Raw genomic sequence first — 20,097 nt, 5'->3', positions numbered from 1 at the left:
AGCAGCCGGGGCTGACATCCTTAGCTTTCCCACTCTACGAAACTCCTCCTGGGTGGGGAACAAACCCTGCCGAAGATCATCCGAGGGGAGTACCGCGGCGGGTCACTTGCCCGCTGTGGCAGGCTCCGGCGTCGTACCTTCCGGTGCGGGCTCGATGTCCACGGTGCGGCGCAGCGGCTTTTCCTTGATAAAGAGGACGGATATCAGCGCCACCACGGCAACAGCGGCGGAAATCAGGAACACTTCTGCAGTGGCATCGCCGTACGCTGCGCGCATGATCTCGCGGACCGGTTCGGGCATGTGCGCCAGGTCCAGGCTGCTGCCGGCGCTGCCGCCCTGGACGGGGATTCCGGCGGCGCTGAGCCCCCGGGTGGCCAGTTCGCTGACCCTGTTGGCGAGGACGGCACCCAGGACCGAGACGCCGATGGCGCCGCCCACGGAGCGGAAGAATGCCACCGAGGCGCTGGCGCTTCCGATGTCCGAAGCGCGGATGGTGTTCTGGACGGCCAGGACGAGGTTCTGCATCAGCATCCCCAGGCCGAGGCCCAGGACCGCGGTGAAGACGCCTGCGTGCCACAGTTCGGTGGTGTGGTCCATGGTGCCGGCCAGTCCCAGCCCGCCGATCAGCAGGATGGAACCGGCAACCAGGTAGCCCTTCCACTTGCCCGTCCGGGTAATAAGGAGCCCGGAGGCCACGGAGCCAGCCAGGTTGCCGGCGATCATGGGCAGGGTGAGCAGGCCGGCCTCGGTGGGCGTGGCGCCGCGGGCCACCTGAAAGTACTGGCCCAGGAAGGTGGACGATCCGAACATGGCCACGCCCACTGCCACGGAGGCCAGGATGGCCAGCGCGGTGGTGCGTTCGGAGATGATCTTCAGCGGAATGATGGGCTGTTCCACCTTGGACTCCACCAGCACCAGCAGCGCCAGCAGGAGGACGCCGCCTCCCACCATCAGGGCAGACTGCCAGGAGATCCAGTCGTAGTAGTCGGGGTTGCCGGCGAAGGAGACCCAGACCAGGAGCAGGCTCACGCCGGTGGTCAGCAGGATGGAGCCCAGCCAGTCGATCTTGGCCGGGCGCCGGACGTGCTGGATCTTGAGGGTGACCTGGAGCAGGATGAGGGCGACGACGGCGAGCGGCACGCACACGAAGAAGGTCCAGCGCCAGCCCAGCGGACTGTCGACGATGAATCCGCCCAGGAGAGGACCGCCCGCGGTTCCCACGGCCATGACGGCGCCCATGTAGCCGGAGTACTTGCCCCTGTTCCGGGGCGGAATCATGGTGCCGATGATGGCCTGGGCCAACGCAGTGAGGCCGCCCATGGCCACGCCCTGGATAACCCGGGCACCCAGCAGCAGCGGGATGGTTTCGGAGAGCCCGGCCATCACCGACCCGGCGACGAAGATGACGATACTGAGCTGGACGAGGAGCTTTTTGTTGAAGAGGTCGGCAAGCTTGCCCCAGATGGGGGTGGTGGCGGCGTTGGCCAGCAGCGCGGCCGTGATCACCCAGGCGAAGTCGGTCTGGGTGCCGTGCAGGTCGGACATGATGGTGGGCAGCGCGTTGGCCACGATGGTGCTGCTGAGGATGGCCGTGAAGAAGGCCGCCAGCAGCCCGGTGAGGGCCTCCATGATCTGGCGGTGTGACATCTCCGGCGCTGCCATCACTGGCGTGGAGGCTGCGTGGGCGGGGGCTGCGGCTTGGCTAACCATGGTTCTGCTCCTCGGTGGTTGGTGGCATGCCGGCCGCCGTTGCCCGGGCTGATTTCTTGAGTGATTCGGTGAGCTTGTGGAGGGTTTTCGCCGTGTTGCCGGCGTCCGCCTCGCTCCAGTCACGCAGGTAGTCCTGCAGGATTGCGGTCCGCTGCTCCTCGATCTGCCGGAGCTTGTCCTTTCCGGCCGGCGTAAGGGCCACCAGCTGGGCGCGGCCGTCGTCCGGATCCTGGCGCCGGACCACCAGGCCCTGCTCCTCGAGGTCAGCGATGTGGCGGCTGAGGACGGGGGCACTGACGCCTAACCGTTCCGCGAGCTTCGTGGCCCGGGACTCCCCCTCCCCCACGAACCGCAGTACGCCCTGGAGGGCCACTCCCGTGTCCTGGCCACGGACACCGGCCGCGGCAATGCAGCGGACGGCGCGCTGCAGGTCGAAGATCTGGTACACGAGGTCGGCTGCCGTATCCGGTGCTACTGCCATGGCTCAGGCACTCCTTACTTGTTTGCCTGAAGCAACTATATACGAAATTGATTGCTTTGGGAAACTATCTGCTCGGAGGCACGAAAAGACCCCGGCTCTGATGGAGCCGGGGTCTTCTGCTGGGTTCCGTTTCCGGTCAGGCGTCCAGGTGGGTGGGCCCAAACATCTTGAGGAGGGTTTCAACCACGACGACGTTCGGCCCGTCCGCGGCGAAGCCCGCCTTGAGCGCGTCCCCCACATCTTCAGGGGCCACTCGGGTTGCAGGCACACCGAAGGCTTCGGCGAGTTTGACGAAGTCGGGGCGGGCCAGCTCGGTGGCGGTGGCACTGCCGAAGGCACCCACCATGTACTCGCGCAGGATGCCGTAGCCGCCGTCGTCCACGATCAGCCAGGTGACCGGCACATTGTGCTGCTTCGCCGTTGCCAGTTCCGAAATGGAGTACATCGACGATCCGTCGCCGGACACGGCCAACACCCGGCCCGGCTTGCCCAGGGTCTCCAGACCTACGGCAGCGCCGATAGCCGCGGGAAAGCCGTAGCCCAGGCCGCCGGCGCCCTGCGCGGAGTGGAATTGCCCCTCGCGGGCGTCCCAGCAGGACCAGCCCCAGTACGCGGCGATGGTCATGTCCCAGAACGTCTGCATGTCCGCGGGCACCGCCTCGCGGATGTCGGCCATGAACTTCAGCTCCTTGGCCAGGTCCTGGGACTCCAGCCGGGCCTTGACTTTGGCCAGCGATTCCCTGACCAGCTCCTCCGGCGGCACCCCGTGCCAGCTCGGAGCTACGGCTCGCTCCGGGCTGAGCGCTTCGTCCAGGGCGGCGAGCGCCTGGCCGGCGTCGGCGCGGATGCCCAGGCCGGGGCGGTTTGACTCCAGGACGCGGGGTTCGGCGTCGATCTGGATGATCCTGCCGCGCGGCTCGAAGGTGAAGTAGTTCGAGGTGACCTCACCCAGCGACGAGCCGATGACCACCAGCACGTCCGCGTCCTCGAGCAGGTCCGTCATATAGCGGTCCTCGATCCAGGACTGCAGGGACAACTCGTGGTTCCACGGGAATGCGCCGTTCCCGCCGGGGGTGCAGATCACCGGTGCGCGCAATTTTTCGGCGATGGACAGCAGCGATTTCTCTGCGCGTCCACGGCGGGTCCCGCCGCCTGCGATGATCGCCGGGCGTTCGGCCGCCTCCAGCCACTTCACGGCCTCGCGCACCAGCTCCACCCGGGGAGGGTTGTCAGCGGCTTCGGCCAGGGCGTCTTCCACCGGCGGCACCATGATCGGGTCCAGCAGCACGTTCTGCGGGATCTCGATCCACACCGGGCCCTGCGGTGAGGAGATCGCCTCGGTCCAGGCGTCCTGGATGGCGGACGGGATGCCGGAGGCGTGCTGGATCAGCCGCTGGCTCTTGGTGACGTTCGCCGCCGACGCTTTCTGGTCATCGAGCTGGTGCAGCATGCCTTTGCGGCGGGCACCCAGGCCTTCGAGCGGGATCTGGCTGGCCACCACCACCATTGGAACGCCCGTCGCGTAGGCTTCCTGCAGGCCAGCCAGCGACGTCAGCGCTCCGGGCCCGGTGGAGAGGAACAGGACCCCCACTTCACCGGTGGCGCGGGAATACCCGTCCGCCGCAAAAGCGCTGTTGTTCTCCACCCGGGAGGAGACGAACTGCAGGTTGCCCCGGCCCATGGCGTCGAAGAGGCCCAGCGCGTGCTGGCCGGGTATGCCGAAGACAGTCTTGGCGCCCAGCGCCTCCAGCGTCTCGACGACGAGGTCCCCGCCGTTGCGGGCAGCGGCGCCCTTGGTGGGAGCTGCTGTTCCCGGGTCGAAGTCAATCATGGCCCTACTCCTTGCCGGCCGCCGCGAAGCCCGCCGGCCGGCGGATGTCCTGTCCCAGCGCCTGCGCGGCGTAGCCGGTGGCCGCGCCGAAGCGGTCTCCGGGCACCGCAATGTCTGCCATCAGGGTCACCAGCTCGTAGGCGACATGGCTGGCGGCGACGCCGGTGATCTCCGCGTGGTCGTATGCCGGGGCCACCTCCACCACGTCCGCGCCCACCAGGTTCATGCCGCGGAAGCCACGGATGATTTCCAGGAGTTCGCGGCTGGTGATGCCGCCGGCCTCGGGGGTGCCGGTGCCGGGTGCGTGGGCGGGGTCCAGGACGTCGATGTCCACGGAGATGTACAGCGGGCGGTTGCCGATCCTGTCCCGGACCTTGGCCACGGTCTCCAGGACGCCCTGGTAGTAGACGTCCGCGGAGGTGACGATGCCGAACCCGAAGCGGTGGTCGTCGTCAAGGTCCTTCTTGCCGTACAACGGGCCGCGGGTGCCGATGTGGCTGATGGCCTCGGTGTCCAGGATGCCTTCCTCGACGGCGCGGCGGAACGGTGTGCCGTGGGTGTACTCAGCGCCGAAGTAGGTGTCCCAGGTATCCAGGTGGGCATCGAAGTGAAGCATGGCAATGGGTTCGCCGGCCCGTTCGGCGGCGGCGCGGAGCAGGGGCAGCGCGATGGTGTGGTCACCGCCGAGGGTTACCAGCTTGCTGCCGTTGGCCGTGAGGTCCAGGGCATTCTGCTGGACGGTTTCAATGGCCTCGTTGATGTTGAAGGGGTTGACCGCCATGTCGCCGGCGTCCGCCACCTGGACGTTTTCGAAGGGGCTGACATCCCAGGCCGGGTTGTAGGGGCGGAGAAGGCGGCTTGCTTCGCGGATATGGTTGGCGCCGAAGCGTGCGCCAGGCCGGTAGGAGACGCCGGAATCGAAGGGTACGCCCACTACCGTCACGTCCGCTTTGGCTACCTGGTCCAGCCGGGGAAGGCGGGCATAGGTGGCAGCGCCGGCGTAGCGGGGAATGCGGGATGAGTCGATGGGGCCAAGGTTGCCGTTGGCTTCGATGCGCAGCTCTTCCATGGGAGGCCTCTCCTTCAAGGAGTCGTATGACTGATGTGACTGCCATCATACACCCTGGTTTTCCTATGCGCACCAAGTGTTTACCAGGGGCCTCCTCCGGGTATCGTCCTCCCCGATTACTCCTAAACGCCCCGATCCGTCGCCACACTGGGCCAGCAATCCGGGACCGGTCCGCCACGATACGCAGGAGTAACCGGGCAGGACAGAACTTCCCGCCCCAAGAATGTCCACATAGAACCAACTTCTGCTTACAGCCCGAGACTGAGCGGCATCAACTGACGTCATGGAGATTCTCGACTACCTAAGACAAAGCGGCGGAGTAGCCCGCTCAGGACAACTCCTCGACGCGGGGTACTCCCGGCGGGATATCAGGCGGCTTGCAGGGCTCGGCACCATGCAACCCCGCCGCGGGGTCTTCGTTCTCCCTGGTTGCAACGAAGGTTTCCGGTCGGCCATCGAACACAACGGGCGGCTTACGTGCGCCAGCGCCGCTGACCACTACGGGCTATGGCAGCGGCAGCCACCGGATCGCCTGCACCTTGCCTGCAACCACGGCCATGGCTCCGGCTTCGTCCGCCACCGCACAGTGCGGTTCCCAGGCCATCCCCATCTGCCGGTTGCCGCCGTGGAAGACGTGGCTCTTCACGCCCTGGGGTGCCTGCCGCCACCAGCATCGACGGCCATCGCCACGTCGGCGATCCGGCTTCACGGCGTACCGCGCGCGCTCCTCAGGGCCCAATTGCTTGCCGACCGATCGGGAACAGTACGCCGCGCGCTGTGGGAGCTGGATTTGCGGGCGGAATCCATTGTTGAGGTCGACGCCCAGCACCTGCTCCGGAAAAGCGGCATCAGCTTTGAGTCGCAGGTATTCCTGCCGGGGATCGGGCGGGTTGACCTGCTGCTGGCCGGTTTCCTGATCGTGGAAATCGACGGCTACGCCTTCCACTCCAAACGGGCCGACATGTTGCGCGACCGGGACCGTAACAACAACTCGGCGGTCAAAGGGTACGCGGTCCTGCGCTATATGCCAGAGCACATCTGGTTCAATCCGTCACGGGTCATAGCCGAAATCAAGGCGGTGCTGTCAAACGGTGGCAGCCGCCCCGTGCTGTGATGTGCAGTCCGGCCCAGTTACTACGGCCGGACCTCCCCACGCCATCGCTCGAGATGGGCGGGCCAGGCAGTAACCGGGAGGGAACGCGCGGAAGGAGCTAGCGGCTGGCAGCCGGGACAAGCACCCAGAGCACCTCAACCGGCTTGTCGGTCGGGTTGATCCAGGTGTGCGGTTCCCGGCCCGGGAAGGTGACCGTATCTCCGGTCTCAAGGTCGTACTGCTCGTTGGTGAGGATCAGACGGATGCTGCCTTTGATCACGTGGAGTACGTCCACGTCGCAGTCCACGGCGTAAAGCTCCGACTCGCCGCGGCCATGCGGCTCAATGCAGGCCTGGATGATCTGGATGCGCCGCTCCGAGCGGGCGGTCAGCAGACGCTCCACGATGCCCTGTCCGCCCAGGGAAATGCGCGGACCGTCGTTGCGCTTGGTCAAATGCGTTTCCGGCGCGGCGAAAAGGTCCCCGATGGAGATGGACAGCACCTGGCACAGGGTGACCAGGGAAGCAACGGAGGGGGAGGTCAGATCGCGCTCAACCCGGCTGAGGAAGCCCTTGGTCAACCCCGTCGCGTCGGCAACCTGCTCGATGGTGAGCCGCTGGGCCTGCCGGGCGGCACGGATCCTGGATCCGATGGCAACGGGAACGTTGCTCGGCTCAACTGGCAGTGCCTTCATGTACGAACCTTTCACGGCCGGCAGCCCGGCCCACTCTGGAGCAATACTAATGGCCACTCCGCTGTATGACGCTTCCGTGGCGCGCCCGGACCGCGCGCCACTCCGCCCTTGACTGTTACTACCATCACAGCCTCCGCCCCGGCGGTGGAACAGCTCCAAGGAACCGAACATGGACGTAAGTGTCATCAACATCGCCATTGTGGCGGTGTACCTGCTCGCAATGCTGGCTTTTGGCTGGTGGGGCAAATCCCGTACGAAGAACAACAGCGACTTCCTGGTGGCGGGCCGCCGCCTGGCGCCATTTCTACACCGGCACCATGGCCGCCGTCGTCCTGGGCGGTGCCTCCACAGTGGGCGGCGTGGGGCTGGGCTACAAGTTCGGCATTTCCGGCATGTGGCTGGTGGTCGCCATTGGCGCGGGCGTGCTACTCCTGAGCCTCCTCTTTGCCGGAACCATCCAGAAGCTGAAGATCTGCACGGTTTCGCAGATGCTGACGCTGCGCTATGGCAGCCGGCCAACTGAAGCCTCCGGCATTGTCATGCTCGCCTACACCCTGATGCTGTGTGCCACCTCCACGGGCGCCTACGCCACCATCTTCGTGGTGCTGTTCGGCCTGGACCGGGCACTCGCCATTGCCATTGGCGGCGCCATCGTCCTGGTCTACTCGACCGTGGGCGGCATGTGGTCCATCACGCTGGCCGACCAGGTGCAGTTCGTCATCAAGACGGTGGGCATCTTCTTCCTGATGCTGCCCTTCACGATGAACGCCGCCGGAGGCATTGACGGGATCCGCAGCCGCGTGGACGAGAGCTTCTTCCAGATCGACGGCATCGGCCTCCAGACGATCATCACCTACTTCGTGGTCTACACCCTGGGCCTGCTCATCGGCCAGGACATCTGGCAGCGCGTTTTCAGGCCGCGGTTGCTGCCATGATGTCCACCGCTTCGGGCGCACTCATCGCAGCCGCCACCGTTGCCCGGGCCGACGTCCTGCCGTTCGTGGCCAGCTGGTTCGGCAAGGACATCAGCACGGAGGACACGGACAACCCGGAGCACGACGCCAAGGCCGACCGCATCTGGGTCCTGACGCTGGGCATCATCGCCATCGCCATTGCCATCATCGCCAAGGACGTTGTGGCAGCGCTGACCATCGCCTACGACATCCTGGTGGGCGGCCTCCTGGTGGCCATCCTTGGCGGCCTGGTCTGGAAGCGCGGCAGCGGCATCGCCCCAGCAGCCTTCATGGCGGCCGGCTCGGTGGTGACCCTGGGCACCACGATCATCCTGGAAATCAACGCTAAGGCACCACTGGAGGGCATCTACGCCAACGAGCCCATCTACTACGGGCTGATTGCCTCCGCGGTGGTCTACATCGCCGTCTCGCTCGCCACCCCGCCCACCGACCCGCAGGTAATGCGCAACTGGCAGCGCCGGGTCGCCGGCCAGGAGGCGGAGGAAACCCCGGCCGAAGCTGTCACTGGCCCCTGACCCAGGCACCACGCACGACGGCGGCGCCTCCTTTCGCAATCCAGCGAAGGGAAGCGCCGCCGTCGTCAGTTATTGTTCGGTTTCGCGGACCTCGTCCGGGTCCGCCAGGGGGACGGGCCGGTCCTCGGCATCGATGATGACCGGAGGCGCCTGGACCACCGGCTCCTCCTCGTCCAGGAATTCGTCCTCTGCATCCCAGTCGTCCTCTACCGGTGCATCCTCGGCGTAGTCGTAGGCGGGGTCCGCTTCAACGGCGTCCAGGTGCGGCATGTCCGGGTGCTGTCCGGTGGTGCTCATAATCCAACCTCCGTTTGTTCGCCTGACGTGCTCTTTTCGTGAGGGCGCTGGCTGCGCCACACCTTCATCACAACACTGCGGGGGAGGCGGGTCAATAGTCCCGCGGAGCCCTGCCGGGGCCTGCCGGATGGGTTCCGGGTTGAGGCAGACCGAAACCTTCCAGCGAGGTTTACCGGCCAAAAAACACCGGATTTTCGCAGTAAGCTGGGCTCTGCAATGGGGCCGCACATGCCCTGTCCAGCCCAGGAGTTTCCGTGTCACAGCACGCCCAGCCGAATCCCGCCCGCCCCTCCCCCGTACGGTCCAGTGACGCCACGCCGGTCCCCGGATCCGGCCCGGCCCGGCAGCAGGGGCCCGAAGGCGAACGTCCGGCCCCGACGGCTGCAGACATCAAGCGGTGGCGCCAATACCTCGCCGACGAGCGTGCCGAGGCCGCCGTCTACCGCGATCTGGCACAGAACCGGCAGGGCGAGGAACGGGAGATCCTTTTGGCGCTGGCCGAGGCGGAGGGCCGGCATGAGGCCCATTGGCTGGCACTGCTGGGCGACCAGGCAGGCAAGGCGCGGCAGGCCTCGTTCCGCAGCCGGTTCGTCGGCTTCCTGGCCAGGCATTTCGGCTCTGTGTTCGTGCTGGCACTGGCCCAGCGGGCCGAGGGCCGCTCCCCTTACGCCAAAGATCCCAACGCCACCGCTGCCATGGCCGCGGACGAGCAAATCCATGAAGAAGTTGTCCGCGGGCTGGCGACGCGCGGGCGCAACCGCCTGGCCGGAAGCTTCCGTGCCGCTGTCTTCGGCGCCAATGACGGCCTGGTCAGCAACCTGTCCCTGGTAATGGGCATGGCCGCCTCCGGGGTCGCCAGCAGCGTTGTGCTGCTCAGCGGCATCGCGGGCCTGCTCGCAGGCGCCATGTCCATGGGCGCCGGCGAGTTCATCTCGGTCCGGTCCCAGCGGGAGCTGTTGGCTGCAACCCGCCCCACCCAGATCACCCTGGCCGCCGCCCCCAAACTGGATATCGAGCACAACGAACTCCTCCTGGTCTACCTGGCCCGGGGCATGTCCCATGAAGCGGCCGAACACCGCGTCCAGGAACGCATGGGACTGCTGTCCTGCGACTGCGACCCGAGCCTGTCGCTGCAGCCGGAACTGCCCGAGAACGAGGACCAGCACGAGGCCGTCGGCACCGCATGGGGCGCGGCACTGTCCAGCTTCTGCTTCTTCGCCTCCGGCGCTGTCGTCCCCATCCTGCCGTTCATCTTCGGCCTGACCGGAGTGGCGGCCCTGGTGGTGGCCGGCGTCCTGGTGGGCATCGCCCTGCTGGCCACCGGCGGCATCGTGGGCCTGCTCTCCGGCACGTCCCCCCTGACGCGGGGACTGCGCCAGCTTGGCATCGGACTGGGAGCAGCCGCGGTCACCTACCTGCTGGGGCTGGTCTTCGGCACCGTGGTGGCTTGATGGCTGGCATTGCCGCCCTGGCGCGGACCACATGACCGAGACCCGTCCGCCGCGCCACGCCGGCGACAAACCCCGCGCGGTGCTGGGATACCGGTCCGTCCTGGCAGGCGCTCTCCTGTTGGCGGCAGTATCAGGCGGCGCGCTGGTGCTGGACGATCCCCGGGTCAGGCACCTCCTGGACGTCCGGATCGGCCCCGGGAATCCGCAGGCCAAGCCAAAGGAAGGCAGCAACCCTTCGGGTGGCGCCGTCGCGCCCCAACCTGCCGAAGCCCACGTTGACACTCCTCCCCCGGGCTATGAGGAAGCAGACGCCCCGCTGGGTACCCCCAGGCCGCCCGCCGTCGGCAGCGACTCCTACCGTTTCCTGGCCGTCAATGGCGACGGCAGTCCCGTAGGGTATTCGCCCTGCCGCCCGCTCCACTATGTGGTCAACGCGGACCTTGCCCCGGCCGGCTCGGAGCGGCTGGTTCCGGACGCCATCGCCACGATCTCGGCGGCAACGGGCATTTCGTTCATCTACGACGGCACCACCGATGAGCAGCCGTCACCGCAGCGGCCGCCGTTCCAGCCTGATGCCTACGGCGAGCGCTGGGCGCCGCTGCTCATTGCCTGGACGACGCCCGAGGTCGCCCCGCAGCTCGAGGGGAAAGTGATCGGCACCGGCGGCAGCACCCATTTTAGCTACGACGGCGGACCCAAGACGTTCGTCACCGGCGGCCTGGACCTGGACGCGCCGCAGATCGCCAACGAACTGCTGAATCCGGACGGCCACCTGTACGCAACCGCGGTGATCCTGCATGAGCTAAGCCACGTGATGGGCCTGGACCATGTGGAAGACCCCCGGCAGCTCATGTACCCGGAGATCGGCACACCGGAGGGGTTGTCCGCCGGTGACCTGAACGGCCTCTACGAACTGGGCAAGGCGCAGTGCCGGAAGGACCTCTGAGCAGCCGGACTCGACGCCGCTAACCCCCGAGGACTGCCACGGCCTCGTCCACGCTGTCCACCAGGAATATCCGCTCTTCCATGGCCCGGCCCGACGCCATCTTGCGCAGCAGGGGCCACGCCGGATATTCCTGTTCCCAGTGGCGCCTGCCCACCAGGATCATCGGCGTGACCTTCTCCCTGGCCCCGTAGTAGTTCTCGCAGGCGTCCTGGAAGATCTCTTGGATGGTGCCTGCCGCGCCGGGCAGGAAGACGATCCCGCCTTGGCACAGTTCCAGCAGGATGGCTTCGCGGATGGCATTGGCAAAGTACTTGGCGATGGCGGTGGCGAAGTAGTTGGGCGGCTCGTGGCCGTAGAACCAAGTGGGGATTCCCAGTGACGGCGTTCCGCCCGGAAAGCGTTCGACGACGGCGGCCGCCGCGCGTGCCCACGCCGAGACCGAGGGACGGAAGCCGGGAACGGCGGCGAGCATGTCCAGCGCAGCCGGGAGCGCGCCGTCGTCCGCTTGGCTGAGGTAGGCGCCAAGGTTGGCCGCCTCCATGGCACCCGGTCCCCCGCCCGTGGCAACGGAGAATCCGTTTTGCGCCAGGAGCCTGCCGAGCCTTGCCGCCGCCGCATAGTCCACGCTGCCCCGCTGGGCCGCGTGTCCGCCCATGACGCCCACCGTCGGGCGCCCGGACCAGGGAGGGGATGCTGCCAGTTCTTCCAGAGCGTCACCAACGGCATGGTCGTGCAGGGCCGACGCGAGCGTCGCGTCCACCCGGTGGCGCAGCCCCGGTTGGATGCTCCACTGGTAGATCCGGGCGTCGGGCAGGTCCTCGTAGCGCGCTTCCGCCAGGCCTGCGTAGAGCTCCCCGGGCGAGTACAGCGTGGAGCGGTATGGGTTGAAAGGAACCCCCGCAAGCCGGGGAAAGATCAGCGCGCCGCGCCGCCGCAGGCCGTCTTCCACCCCGTCGTCGAACATGCAGCCCATGAACAGCGCGCCCGCCACGTCAAGGCCGTCAAGAACCGTGGACCTGCCGCGCAGGTCCAGGGACTGGGCGTGCCAGCCCTGCAGGTGAACCGCGCCGGCAGATACCAGCCGGTCAAAACTTTCGAGGTCCTCCACCTCCAGGCTGTGGGGATTGGGGCCCAGGTTTCCGGAGAGATTCATGCGCGCCGCCACCTTCCGCTGCTCATCTCCACAGCGTAACCAGAAGTCATTCCTGTACAGCAAGACGCCGGACACCACGCCCGCCAACGAATACCAGGCGTCCATGCTCGAAACCGGGGAAGCTTGGATCTTGAATCCCCCGGAAGCTGGTTGTACTCTTAAACAACCAAAAGGTTGATAAAGCAGTTAGTTGATCAAGAGGCTGGTATGGACTCCGACAGCGTGGCATTGGACTCGGCCTTCATGGCCCTGGCCGATCCTGTTCGGCGGAGCATCATTGCCCGGCTCAGCCGGGGCCCGGCCACCGTGAATGAATTGGCGGAACCATTCGAAATTTCCAAGCAGGCAGTTTCGAAGCACATCCAGGTCCTCGAGCAGGCGCAGTTGGTCACCCGCACCAGGGAAGCCCAGCGCAGGCCCGTCCACCTGAATCCTGCACGGCTGGAGGCGCTCACCGCCTGGATCGACCAGTACAGGCTGGTCCGGGAGGGGCAGTTCCGCAGCCTGGATGCCGTGCTTCAATCCAGCGCCGGGCATGACGGCGCCAAGGCAAAGGACAAGAAATGACCAACGCACTGAAGCTCTCCGTTCCCGAAGGTGTGCCCTTCATCGACTACGAGCGCGAGTTCGATTTCCCTGTCGCGGACGTGTTCCGGGCCCACAAGGAGCCGGACCTGATTGTGCAGTGGCTCGGCCCGCGGGGGTACAAGATGGAGATCGGCCACTACGACTTCCGGACCGGAGGCAGCTACAGCTACCTGCACACGGGACCGGACGGTGTCCCCTATGAGTTCAAGGGCATCTTCCACACTGTGCGCGAGAACGAATTCGCCATCCAGACCTTCGAGTTCGGCGGATACCCGGACGTGGTCAGCCTGGAATTCATGACGTTCGAGGACCTCGGAAACGGCCGGACCCGGCTCCGTGGACACTCGGTCTACCCCAGCCAGGAAGCCCGGGACGGGATGGCCCAGTCCGGCATGGAGGGCGGCATGAGCGAGGGCTACGAGAGGCTCGATGAGTTGCTGAGCAGCGCCAAGGTCTAAGGGGCGCCAGAAGGGCGACGACGGGCGGCGCCTCACTGGGAAAGACGCCGCCCGTCGTCGTGCTTAGAACAAACGCGGGGCCCCTCCACGGCCGCTCCGAAAAGTGGAACGGCCGGGGAGTGACCCCGCAGTGTCTGTAAGGAGAGCCTAGAGGGCTGCGTATACCTCGCGCAGCAGCTTGGCGGTCTCGGACGGCGTCTTGCCGACCTTCACGCCGGCAGCCTCGAGGGCTTCCTTCTTGGCCTGGGCGGTACCGGCGGAACCGGAGACGATGGCACCGGCGTGGCCCATGGTCTTGCCTTCCGGAGCGGTGAAGCCTGCCACGTAGCCGACAACCGGCTTGGTGACATTGGCCTTGATGAAGTCGGCGGCACGCTCTTCGGCGTCGCCACCGATCTCACCGATCATGACGATTGCCTTGGTCTCGGGGTCAGCCTCGAATGCGGCCAGGGCATCGATGTGCGTGGTGCCGATGACGGGGTCACCGCCGATGCCGATGGCGGTGGAGAAGCCAAGGTCGCGCAGTTCGTACATCATCTGGTAGGTCAGGGTGCCGGACTTGGAAACCAGGCCGATGGGGCCCTTGCCCGTGATGTTGGCGGGGGTGATGCCCACCAGAGCCTCGCCGGGAGTGATGATGCCGGGGCAGTTCGGTCCGATGATACGGGTGACCTGGTTGCCGTCGGCGTCCACCTTGGACTGGGCAAGTGCCCAGAATTCGGCGGAGTCCTGGACCGGAACACCCTCGGTGATGACAACCACGAGGCCGATGCCGGCTTCGATGGCTTCCACAACGGCGTTCTTGGTGAAGGCCGGCGGAACGAACACGATGGAGACGTCGGCGCCGGTTTCCGCCATGGCTTCCTTAACGGTGCCGTAGACGTTGATTTCCTGGTCGCCGTGCAGCACCGTGGTGCCGGCCTTGCGGGCGTTGACGCCGCCAACAATGTTGGTTCCGGCCTTCAGCATCAGGGCGGTGTGCTTGGTGCCTTCGCCGCCGGTAATGCCCTGGACGATGACCTTGGAGTCCTTGTTCAGATAGATAGACATGGTGCGTCCCTTTACTTAGCTGCGTTGGCGAGCTCGGCGGCCTTGTCGGCGCCCTCGTCCATGGTGGCGGCCAGGGTAACCAGCGGGTGGTTGGCCTCGTTCAGGATGCGGCGGCCTTCCTCGACGTTGTTGCCGTCAAGGCGGACTACCAGCGGCTTGTTCGCGGTGTGGCCGAGCTCTGCCAGTGCGCCGACGATGCCCTTCGCGACGGCGTCGCAGGCGGTGATGCCGCCGAAGACGTTGACGAACACGGACTTGACCTGCTCGTCGCCGAGGATGACGTCCAGGCCGGCAGCCATGACCTCGGCGGAGGCTCCGCCGCCGATGTCCAGGAAGTTTGCGGGCTTGACGTTGCCGTGGTTTTCACCGGCGTACGCAACGACGTCGAGGGTGGACATCACGAGGCCGGCGCCGTTGCCGATGATGCCGACTTCGCCGTCGAGCTTGACGTAGTTGAGGTCCTGCGCCTTCGCCTTGGCCTCAAGGGGATCGGCAGCGTCCTTGTCCTCGAGCAGCGCGTGCTTGGCGTGCCGGAACTCTGCGTTTTCGTCCAGGGAGACCTTGCCGTCAAGGGCGATGATCTCGCCGGCGCCGGTCCGGACGAGCGGGTTGACCTCCACCAGGGTTGCGTCTTCCTTCTTGAAGACGTCCCAGAGCTTGAGGATGACGTCGGCCACCTTGCCGCGCAGTTCCTCAGCGAAGCCGGCCGTGGCGACGATTTCGTCGGCCTTGGCCTGGTCGATGCCGACAGCGGGGTCGATGGCAACCTTGGCCAGCGCCTCCGGGCGTTCGACGGCGAGCTGCTCGATGTCCATGCCGCCTTCAACCGAGCACATGGCCAGGTAGTTGCGGTTGGCCCGGTCCAGCAGGACGGAGAAGTAGAATTCCTCGGCGATGTCCGCACCCTGGGCAATCATCACCTTTTTGACGGTGTGGCCCTTGATGTCCATGCCCAGGATGTTGGTGGCGTGCTCGAGTGCCTCGTCAGCGGACTTTGCGACCTTCACGCCGCCGGCCTTGCCGCGGCCGCCGATCTTGACCTGTGCCTTGACGACGGTGACGCCGCCAATCTTTTCGGCAGCTGCCTTTGCTTCTTCTGGGGTGTACGCCACGATGCCGGCCAGCACGGGTACACCGTGCGCCTCGAACATATCGCGCGCCTGGTATTCAAACAGGTCCACGGTTTAGTGTCCTTCTACGTCGAAGTAGTTTCTGTACAGTCGGACACCATCGATAGACGATGACCGGGCTGCGGATTGCACGCACCGGCGGCCTGTCTGGAAACGAGCCACGCGGCGTAATGCTCCTCTGGGAACTCTAGTCCTTCATGGGGACCGGCCCGTCCAAGACTACCGCTTATGTGAGTAAGGACACTATTCTATGAGGCGTAGAAAAACCGCGGATTTACGGGGTTTTTGGGGCATCGGCCGGTGCCGGGGAGGCCACTCCCCCGTGCCCGGGAATCAGTTCGTAGCGCTCAGGTGACACGAAGAATCCGACGCCGGCAGAGACGTTTCCGCATGCCACGCCGCCGTTGTAGGCCGAGCACCGCAGCCCGTTGCGTTCCAGGTTCTGCCCCTCGGCCAGGACCGGCAGCTGGACCAGCGCACCTGTGCGGCTGCCCTTGGGCCCGTAGGTCGCCTCCATTTGTGTGACGCCGGACCGGCACTCCCCGTACCAGGCCTTGTCCGGCGTGAGTAGGGCAACGCCGCCGAGATAACCGAGCCTGTAGCCGTTTGTTTCATACGGGAGGTTGATGTGCTCCCCTCGGGCGGACGTGAGAGAGCATGCCACAGTGCGGTCTTCGGTGATGAACGAGAGCATGTCCTCACCATCGGAAAAATCCTGGGGGTTGGCCAGGGCGGCCTGTTCCAGCTGGTCCATGGGCGCGGGCGGAGGCGGCGGCACGTAGCCGGGATCCTCCGTGGTGACAGTGCTTCCTGGCAGCTGCCAGGAAAAGGGCGGCGAGAATCCCCCGAACAGTCCGTCGCATTGCCCGCATTATGCTTCATGACTGCGCGCTCCTGGATCCGCCCACGCTTTCTATAACTTCTGCTGCGGCCTGGGCAGGATCATGCCGGGCAAAGTCATGCTGCATCTGTTGCGCCCGGTTTTTCCACTTCGGATCGGACAGGATGGAACGCACGGCTGCTCGAATCTTCTCCGGCGATGGGGAGTCGGTCCGCAGGTCGATGCCGGCACCGGCAAAGTCCACGCGCGCGTTGACGTCGCTCTTGCCTTCATTGATCCCGGACACCACCAGCGGGACCCCCTTGGAGAGGGCCAACTGCACCCCGCCGAACCCGCCGTTGGTGACGAAGACGTCCGTGGACTCAAAGACGGTGGCGAAGTCCACATAGTCCCGGATATGGATGTTCGGCTGCGGGTAGCGGTCGCGCAGCTCCATGGTTTCCCTACCGCCGGTGGCCACAATGACCAGGGCGTCCAGATCCTTGAGTGCCTCCAGCGCGGGCTTGATGAGCTTGTTCTGGTCGGCGTTATCCACGGTCCCCTGGGTGACCACAATTGTTGTGCCGTATCCCAGCGGCAACGGTTCCTGCGGCGTTGCATCGGGGCGCCGGTAGGGCAGGACTGCCCCCACATAGTGGACCCGGGGATTGATGTTGCGGCGGGGGAAGTCCAGGGACAGGGTGCCGGCCTGGATGATGGCTGCCGAGCAGCGGTAGGGCTCGTCCATCAGCCTGCCCCCTTTGGGAACTTCCTGCCCGTAGAGGTTGTGCTGATGCCGGTAGCTCCGGCTCGCCGGGCGGAGAATGACCTTATCCGACAGCAGCCCGGCGGCTGCCTGAAGGACCTTCTGTACGGGGTTCCGTGGTGGCCGGAAGCCGAAGAACAGCGGGGGCACCAGGGGATCGCTTTCCATGTTGGGGATTACCACGAAGCTGACCACCGGCTTCCCCATGAGGTGGGCCACCAGCCGCTGGACAAACATGGAGCTGTCCACCACCAGGGCATCAAGCGGAAAGTCCTGGTTGATGTCCCGAAGGTCCTCAAAGAAGTTGCTGATGTTGCTGGCGAATATTTTCTCCCCGTCAAAGCCAATGGCGCGGGGACCTTTGAGCTTGGCCCGTTCCGGATACAGCTCGAAGAGGTTGTCGGCCCGGTGCTCAATCGCCCGTTCGAAGGGATAGTGGGGAATTCCAAGTTCCAGCAGCTTTCCCGCAAACACCGGGCCTGTGTACCAGCGGACGTCGTGGCCGCGCTCCTTCAGCTTCATGGCCACCCCCGTCATCGGGTTGAAGTGGCCGTCGATTGCCTGGCACGCGAACAGGATGTTCATGGTCCCACTCCGGCTTCGAGGTCGGGTGCTGGGGGAAGGGTTCCTGAACTGTAATACCGGCGGGCGGAAGCGGGCAAGGGCCCGCTCCCGCGGTTCCTGGGCGTTCCTAGGCGTCCAGCTTGGTTAGCGGCGCGTAGCGAAGCAGGAGCCGCTTCTCGCCGACGTCGAACTTCACCTTGGCCACGGTCTTGTCCCCGGCACCTTCCAGGGCAAGGACGGTCCCGTTGCCGAAGCTTGTGTGGTTCACCTTGTCCCCCACTGTGACGGCGATGATTTCCTTTTGCGGCTGCACCCGGTTCCGGGCAATGACCGCGGGAACGTCGGCGTCGAAGCCGGCAGCGGCACCGCGGGAGGTACCCGCGCCCCAGAAGGATCCGCTGTACTTGCCGGAGCCGATGGACCCGCCGCCGCTCCAGGCTGCCTGCCTGCTGGTGCCCTCCCGCTTCCACTCCAGGAGTTCGGCAGGGATTTCCTCGAGGAACTGGCTGGCGGGGTTGTACTGGCTCTGGCCCCACATGCTGCGGACCTCGGATCGGGTGACGTAGAGCCGGTTCCTGGCACGGGTGAGCCCCACGTATGCAAGCCTCCGTTCTTCGGCCAGTTCCTTGGGGTCCGTGGCCGAGCGCTGGTGCGGGAACAGTCCGTGCTCCATGCCGGTCAGGAACACCACGGGGAATTCAAGCCCCTTAGCGGTGTGGAGCGTCATCAGGGTGACGACGCCCAGCCGTTTGGCCTCGGCCACCGCGGAATCGATGTCGGCGCCCGGGGCGTCCGGGATCTGGTCGGCATCGGCCACCAGGGACACCTGCTCCAGGAACGCCTCCAGGGTCCCTTCCGGGTTGTCGCGCTCATATTCACGGACGACGGCCACGAGTTCCGCCAGGTTCTCCACCCGGGACTCATCCTGGGGATCGCTGCTTGCCCGCAATGCCGCCAGGTAGCCGGTTTGCTCCAGGACCGCTTCGAGGGCGGCGGCGGCGCCGGAACCGGCTGCCACCTCGGCGAGGTCGTCCAGCAACTTCACGAATCCAAGGACGGCGTTGACGGAGCGGGTGGCCATGCCCGGAGCCTGTTCGGCGCGGCGGGCGGCGGCCATGAACGAAATCCGCTCACGCTGGGCAAGGGCGGCGACGGCGCCTTCGGCGCGGTCACCGATCCCCCGTTTGGGTTCGTTGAGGACACGTCGGAGGTTGACGTCGTCGTCGGGGTTGACCAGGACCCGGAGGTACGCGAGGGCGTCCTTGATTTCCTTGCGCTCGTAGAACCGGGTGCCGCCCACCACCTTGTACGGCAGGCCCACCCGGACCAGGACGTCCTCAATGGACCGGGACTGGGCATTGGTCCGGTAGAAGATGGCGACGTCACCCGGGCGCAGGTTGTCCTCGTCCTGGAGCCGGTCGATCTCCTTGGCAATGAACTGGGCTTCGTCGTGCTCGTTCTCGCCCACGTAGCCGATGATCTTGTGGCCTTCCCCCTCTGCGGTCCACAGCCGCTTTTCGGGGCGGTTGGGGTTGCGGGAGATGACTGAGTTCGCAGCACTGAGGATGTTCTGCGTGGAGCGGTAGTTCTGCTCCAGCTTGATGGTGCGGGCCTCGGGGTAGTCCTTCTCGAATTCGACGATGTTGCGGATGTCTGCACCACGGAAGGCGTAGATGGACTGGTCCGAGTCGCCCACCACGGTGAGCTCCGACGCCCCGGGTCCCTCCCCCACGATCTCGCGCACCAGGGCGTACTGCGCATGGTTGGTGTCCTGGTATTCGTCCACCAGGACGTGCCGGAACCGGCGGCGGTAGGACTCGGCGAGCGCCGGGAACGCGCGGAACATGAACACGGTCTCGGCGATGAGGTCGTCAAAGTCCATGGCGTTGGCCTGGCGGAGCCGCTGCGTGTAGCCCTTGTAGACCTCGGCGACGGCCTGCTCGAAGGGATCGTTGTAGTTTGCGGCCGAGGCGTAGGAATCGGCGTCGATAAGCTCGTTCTTGAGCGCCGAGATCTTGTGCTGGATGGCCTTGGGGGCGAACTTCTTGGGGTCCAGGTCCAGCGCCTTGGACACCTGGGTGACCAGCCGCAGGGAATCCGCGGAATCGTAGATGGAGAAGTTGGACTTCAAGCCCACATTCGCAGCTTCCTGGCGCAGGATCCGCACACAGGACGAGTGGAACGTTGAAATCCACATGATCTTGGCGCGTCCGCCCACCAGCGCCTCGATGCGCTCCCGCATTTCCGCCGCGGCCTTGTTGGTGAACGTGATGGCCAGGATTTCACCGTGATGGGCACGGCCGGTGGCGATCAGGTAGGCAATACGGTTACTGAGGACGCGGGTCTTGCCGGACCCTGCACCGGCCACGATCAGCAGCGCGGAACCGGCGTGCTTGACCGCTTCCTCCTGCTGCGGGTTGAGCCCCTCCAGGAGCTTGGCGGCGTCGAGCCGGGACTTGCCAGGGTGCTGCCCCGGGCCGCCAGCGGGGTGCCCGCCGCCTGCCTCC

General features: G+C 65.9%; 15 protein-coding genes and 3 pseudogenes. 6 read left to right on the top strand and 12 right to left on the bottom strand.

What is annotated here, in order from left to right; translation table 11 throughout:
* Positions 1–108 precede the first annotated feature (108 nt).
* From AC5RTT_RS03385 to speB, 4 genes and pseudogenes are all read right to left on the bottom strand, one after another.
* Positions 109–1,647 (bottom strand): annotated as a pseudogene (locus AC5RTT_RS03385) (MFS transporter); the annotation flags it as partial.
* Positions 1,648–1,702: 55 nt separating this feature from the next.
* The gene (locus tag AC5RTT_RS03380) at positions 1,703–2,191 is read right to left on the bottom strand and encodes a MarR family winged helix-turn-helix transcriptional regulator (protein ID WP_494144000.1); all 489 of its coding nucleotides are present in this window, start codon (positions 2,189–2,191) and stop codon (positions 1,703–1,705) included.
* 136 nt (positions 2,192–2,327) lie between these two features.
* Positions 2,328–4,022: a thiamine pyrophosphate-binding protein gene (locus tag AC5RTT_RS03375; RefSeq protein WP_494143999.1), complete on the bottom strand. Its 1,695-nt coding sequence runs from the start codon at positions 4,020–4,022 to the stop codon at positions 2,328–2,330.
* A gap of 4 nt (positions 4,023–4,026) precedes the next feature.
* Positions 4,027–5,091, bottom strand: a complete 1,065-nt coding sequence (gene speB, locus AC5RTT_RS03370; protein ID WP_494011672.1) for an agmatinase — start codon at positions 5,089–5,091, stop codon at positions 4,027–4,029.
* A gap of 283 nt (positions 5,092–5,374) precedes the next feature.
* On the opposite strand from speB, the gene AC5RTT_RS03365 reads away from it, so the two are divergent.
* The gene (locus AC5RTT_RS03365; RefSeq protein ID WP_494143998.1) at positions 5,375–6,205 is read left to right on the top strand and encodes a DUF559 domain-containing protein; all 831 of its coding nucleotides are present in this window, start codon (positions 5,375–5,377) and stop codon (positions 6,203–6,205) included.
* Between the two features lie 97 nt (positions 6,206–6,302).
* Here AC5RTT_RS03365 and AC5RTT_RS03360 read toward each other — a convergent pair whose 3' ends face one another.
* Positions 6,303–6,878, bottom strand: a complete 576-nt coding sequence (locus tag AC5RTT_RS03360) for a helix-turn-helix domain-containing protein (RefSeq protein WP_494143997.1) — start codon at positions 6,876–6,878, stop codon at positions 6,303–6,305.
* A 169-nt stretch (positions 6,879–7,047) separates the two neighbouring features.
* Here AC5RTT_RS03360 and AC5RTT_RS03355 point away from each other — a divergent pair.
* Positions 7,048–8,367: pseudogene (locus tag AC5RTT_RS03355) on the top strand (sodium:solute symporter family transporter).
* 69 nt (positions 8,368–8,436) lie between these two features.
* Here the strand turns inward: AC5RTT_RS03355 and AC5RTT_RS03350 are convergent.
* On the bottom strand, positions 8,437–8,664 hold the full coding sequence (locus AC5RTT_RS03350) for a hypothetical protein (RefSeq protein ID WP_494052836.1): 228 nt from the start codon (positions 8,662–8,664) through the stop codon (positions 8,437–8,439).
* A gap of 254 nt (positions 8,665–8,918) precedes the next feature.
* On the opposite strand from AC5RTT_RS03350, the gene AC5RTT_RS03345 reads away from it, so the two are divergent.
* Both AC5RTT_RS03345 and AC5RTT_RS03340 read left to right on the top strand, forming a co-directional pair.
* Positions 8,919–10,115, top strand: a complete 1,197-nt coding sequence (locus tag AC5RTT_RS03345) for a VIT1/CCC1 transporter family protein (RefSeq protein ID WP_494143996.1) — start codon at positions 8,919–8,921, stop codon at positions 10,113–10,115.
* A gap of 31 nt (positions 10,116–10,146) precedes the next feature.
* Positions 10,147–11,061, top strand: coding sequence for a matrixin family metalloprotease (locus AC5RTT_RS03340; protein ID WP_494143995.1), 915 nt, complete (start codon positions 10,147–10,149; stop codon positions 11,059–11,061).
* Positions 11,062–11,080: 19 nt separating this feature from the next.
* Here AC5RTT_RS03340 and AC5RTT_RS03335 read toward each other — a convergent pair whose 3' ends face one another.
* Positions 11,081–12,214, bottom strand: coding sequence for an LOG family protein (locus tag AC5RTT_RS03335; protein ID WP_494143994.1), 1,134 nt, complete (start codon positions 12,212–12,214; stop codon positions 11,081–11,083).
* A gap of 207 nt (positions 12,215–12,421) precedes the next feature.
* Between AC5RTT_RS03335 and AC5RTT_RS03330 the strand changes: the two genes are divergently transcribed.
* Positions 12,422–12,781 (top strand): ArsR/SmtB family transcription factor, encoded by a 360-nt coding sequence (locus tag AC5RTT_RS03330; RefSeq protein WP_494143993.1) that lies wholly within the window; start codon positions 12,422–12,424, stop codon positions 12,779–12,781.
* On the top strand, positions 12,778–13,260 hold the full coding sequence (locus AC5RTT_RS03325; protein WP_494143992.1) for an SRPBCC family protein: 483 nt from the start codon (positions 12,778–12,780) through the stop codon (positions 13,258–13,260). Before AC5RTT_RS03330 ends, AC5RTT_RS03325 begins: the two co-directional genes overlap by 4 nt.
* 147 nt (positions 13,261–13,407) lie before the next feature.
* Here AC5RTT_RS03325 and sucD read toward each other — a convergent pair whose 3' ends face one another.
* The 5 genes and pseudogenes from sucD to pcrA form a co-directional block, all read right to left on the bottom strand.
* On the bottom strand, positions 13,408–14,310 hold the full coding sequence (sucD, locus tag AC5RTT_RS03320) for a succinate--CoA ligase subunit alpha (RefSeq protein WP_494011683.1): 903 nt from the start codon (positions 14,308–14,310) through the stop codon (positions 13,408–13,410).
* A gap of 11 nt (positions 14,311–14,321) precedes the next feature.
* Positions 14,322–15,491: an ADP-forming succinate--CoA ligase subunit beta gene (gene sucC, locus AC5RTT_RS03315; RefSeq protein ID WP_494011684.1), complete on the bottom strand. Its 1,170-nt coding sequence runs from the start codon at positions 15,489–15,491 to the stop codon at positions 14,322–14,324.
* A gap of 223 nt (positions 15,492–15,714) precedes the next feature.
* Positions 15,715–16,312, bottom strand: a pseudogene (locus AC5RTT_RS03310) (hypothetical protein).
* A gap of 6 nt (positions 16,313–16,318) precedes the next feature.
* The gene (locus AC5RTT_RS03305) at positions 16,319–17,611 is read right to left on the bottom strand and encodes a glycosyltransferase (RefSeq protein ID WP_494143991.1); all 1,293 of its coding nucleotides are present in this window, start codon (positions 17,609–17,611) and stop codon (positions 16,319–16,321) included.
* 106 nt (positions 17,612–17,717) lie between these two features.
* On the bottom strand, positions 17,718–20,097 hold a 2,380-nt coding region (gene pcrA / locus AC5RTT_RS03300; protein ID WP_494143990.1), incomplete at its 5' end, for a DNA helicase PcrA.

The organism is Arthrobacter sp. Y3221157, assembly GCF_059089865.1.
This window is presented reverse-complemented; position numbering and strand designations above follow the sequence as displayed.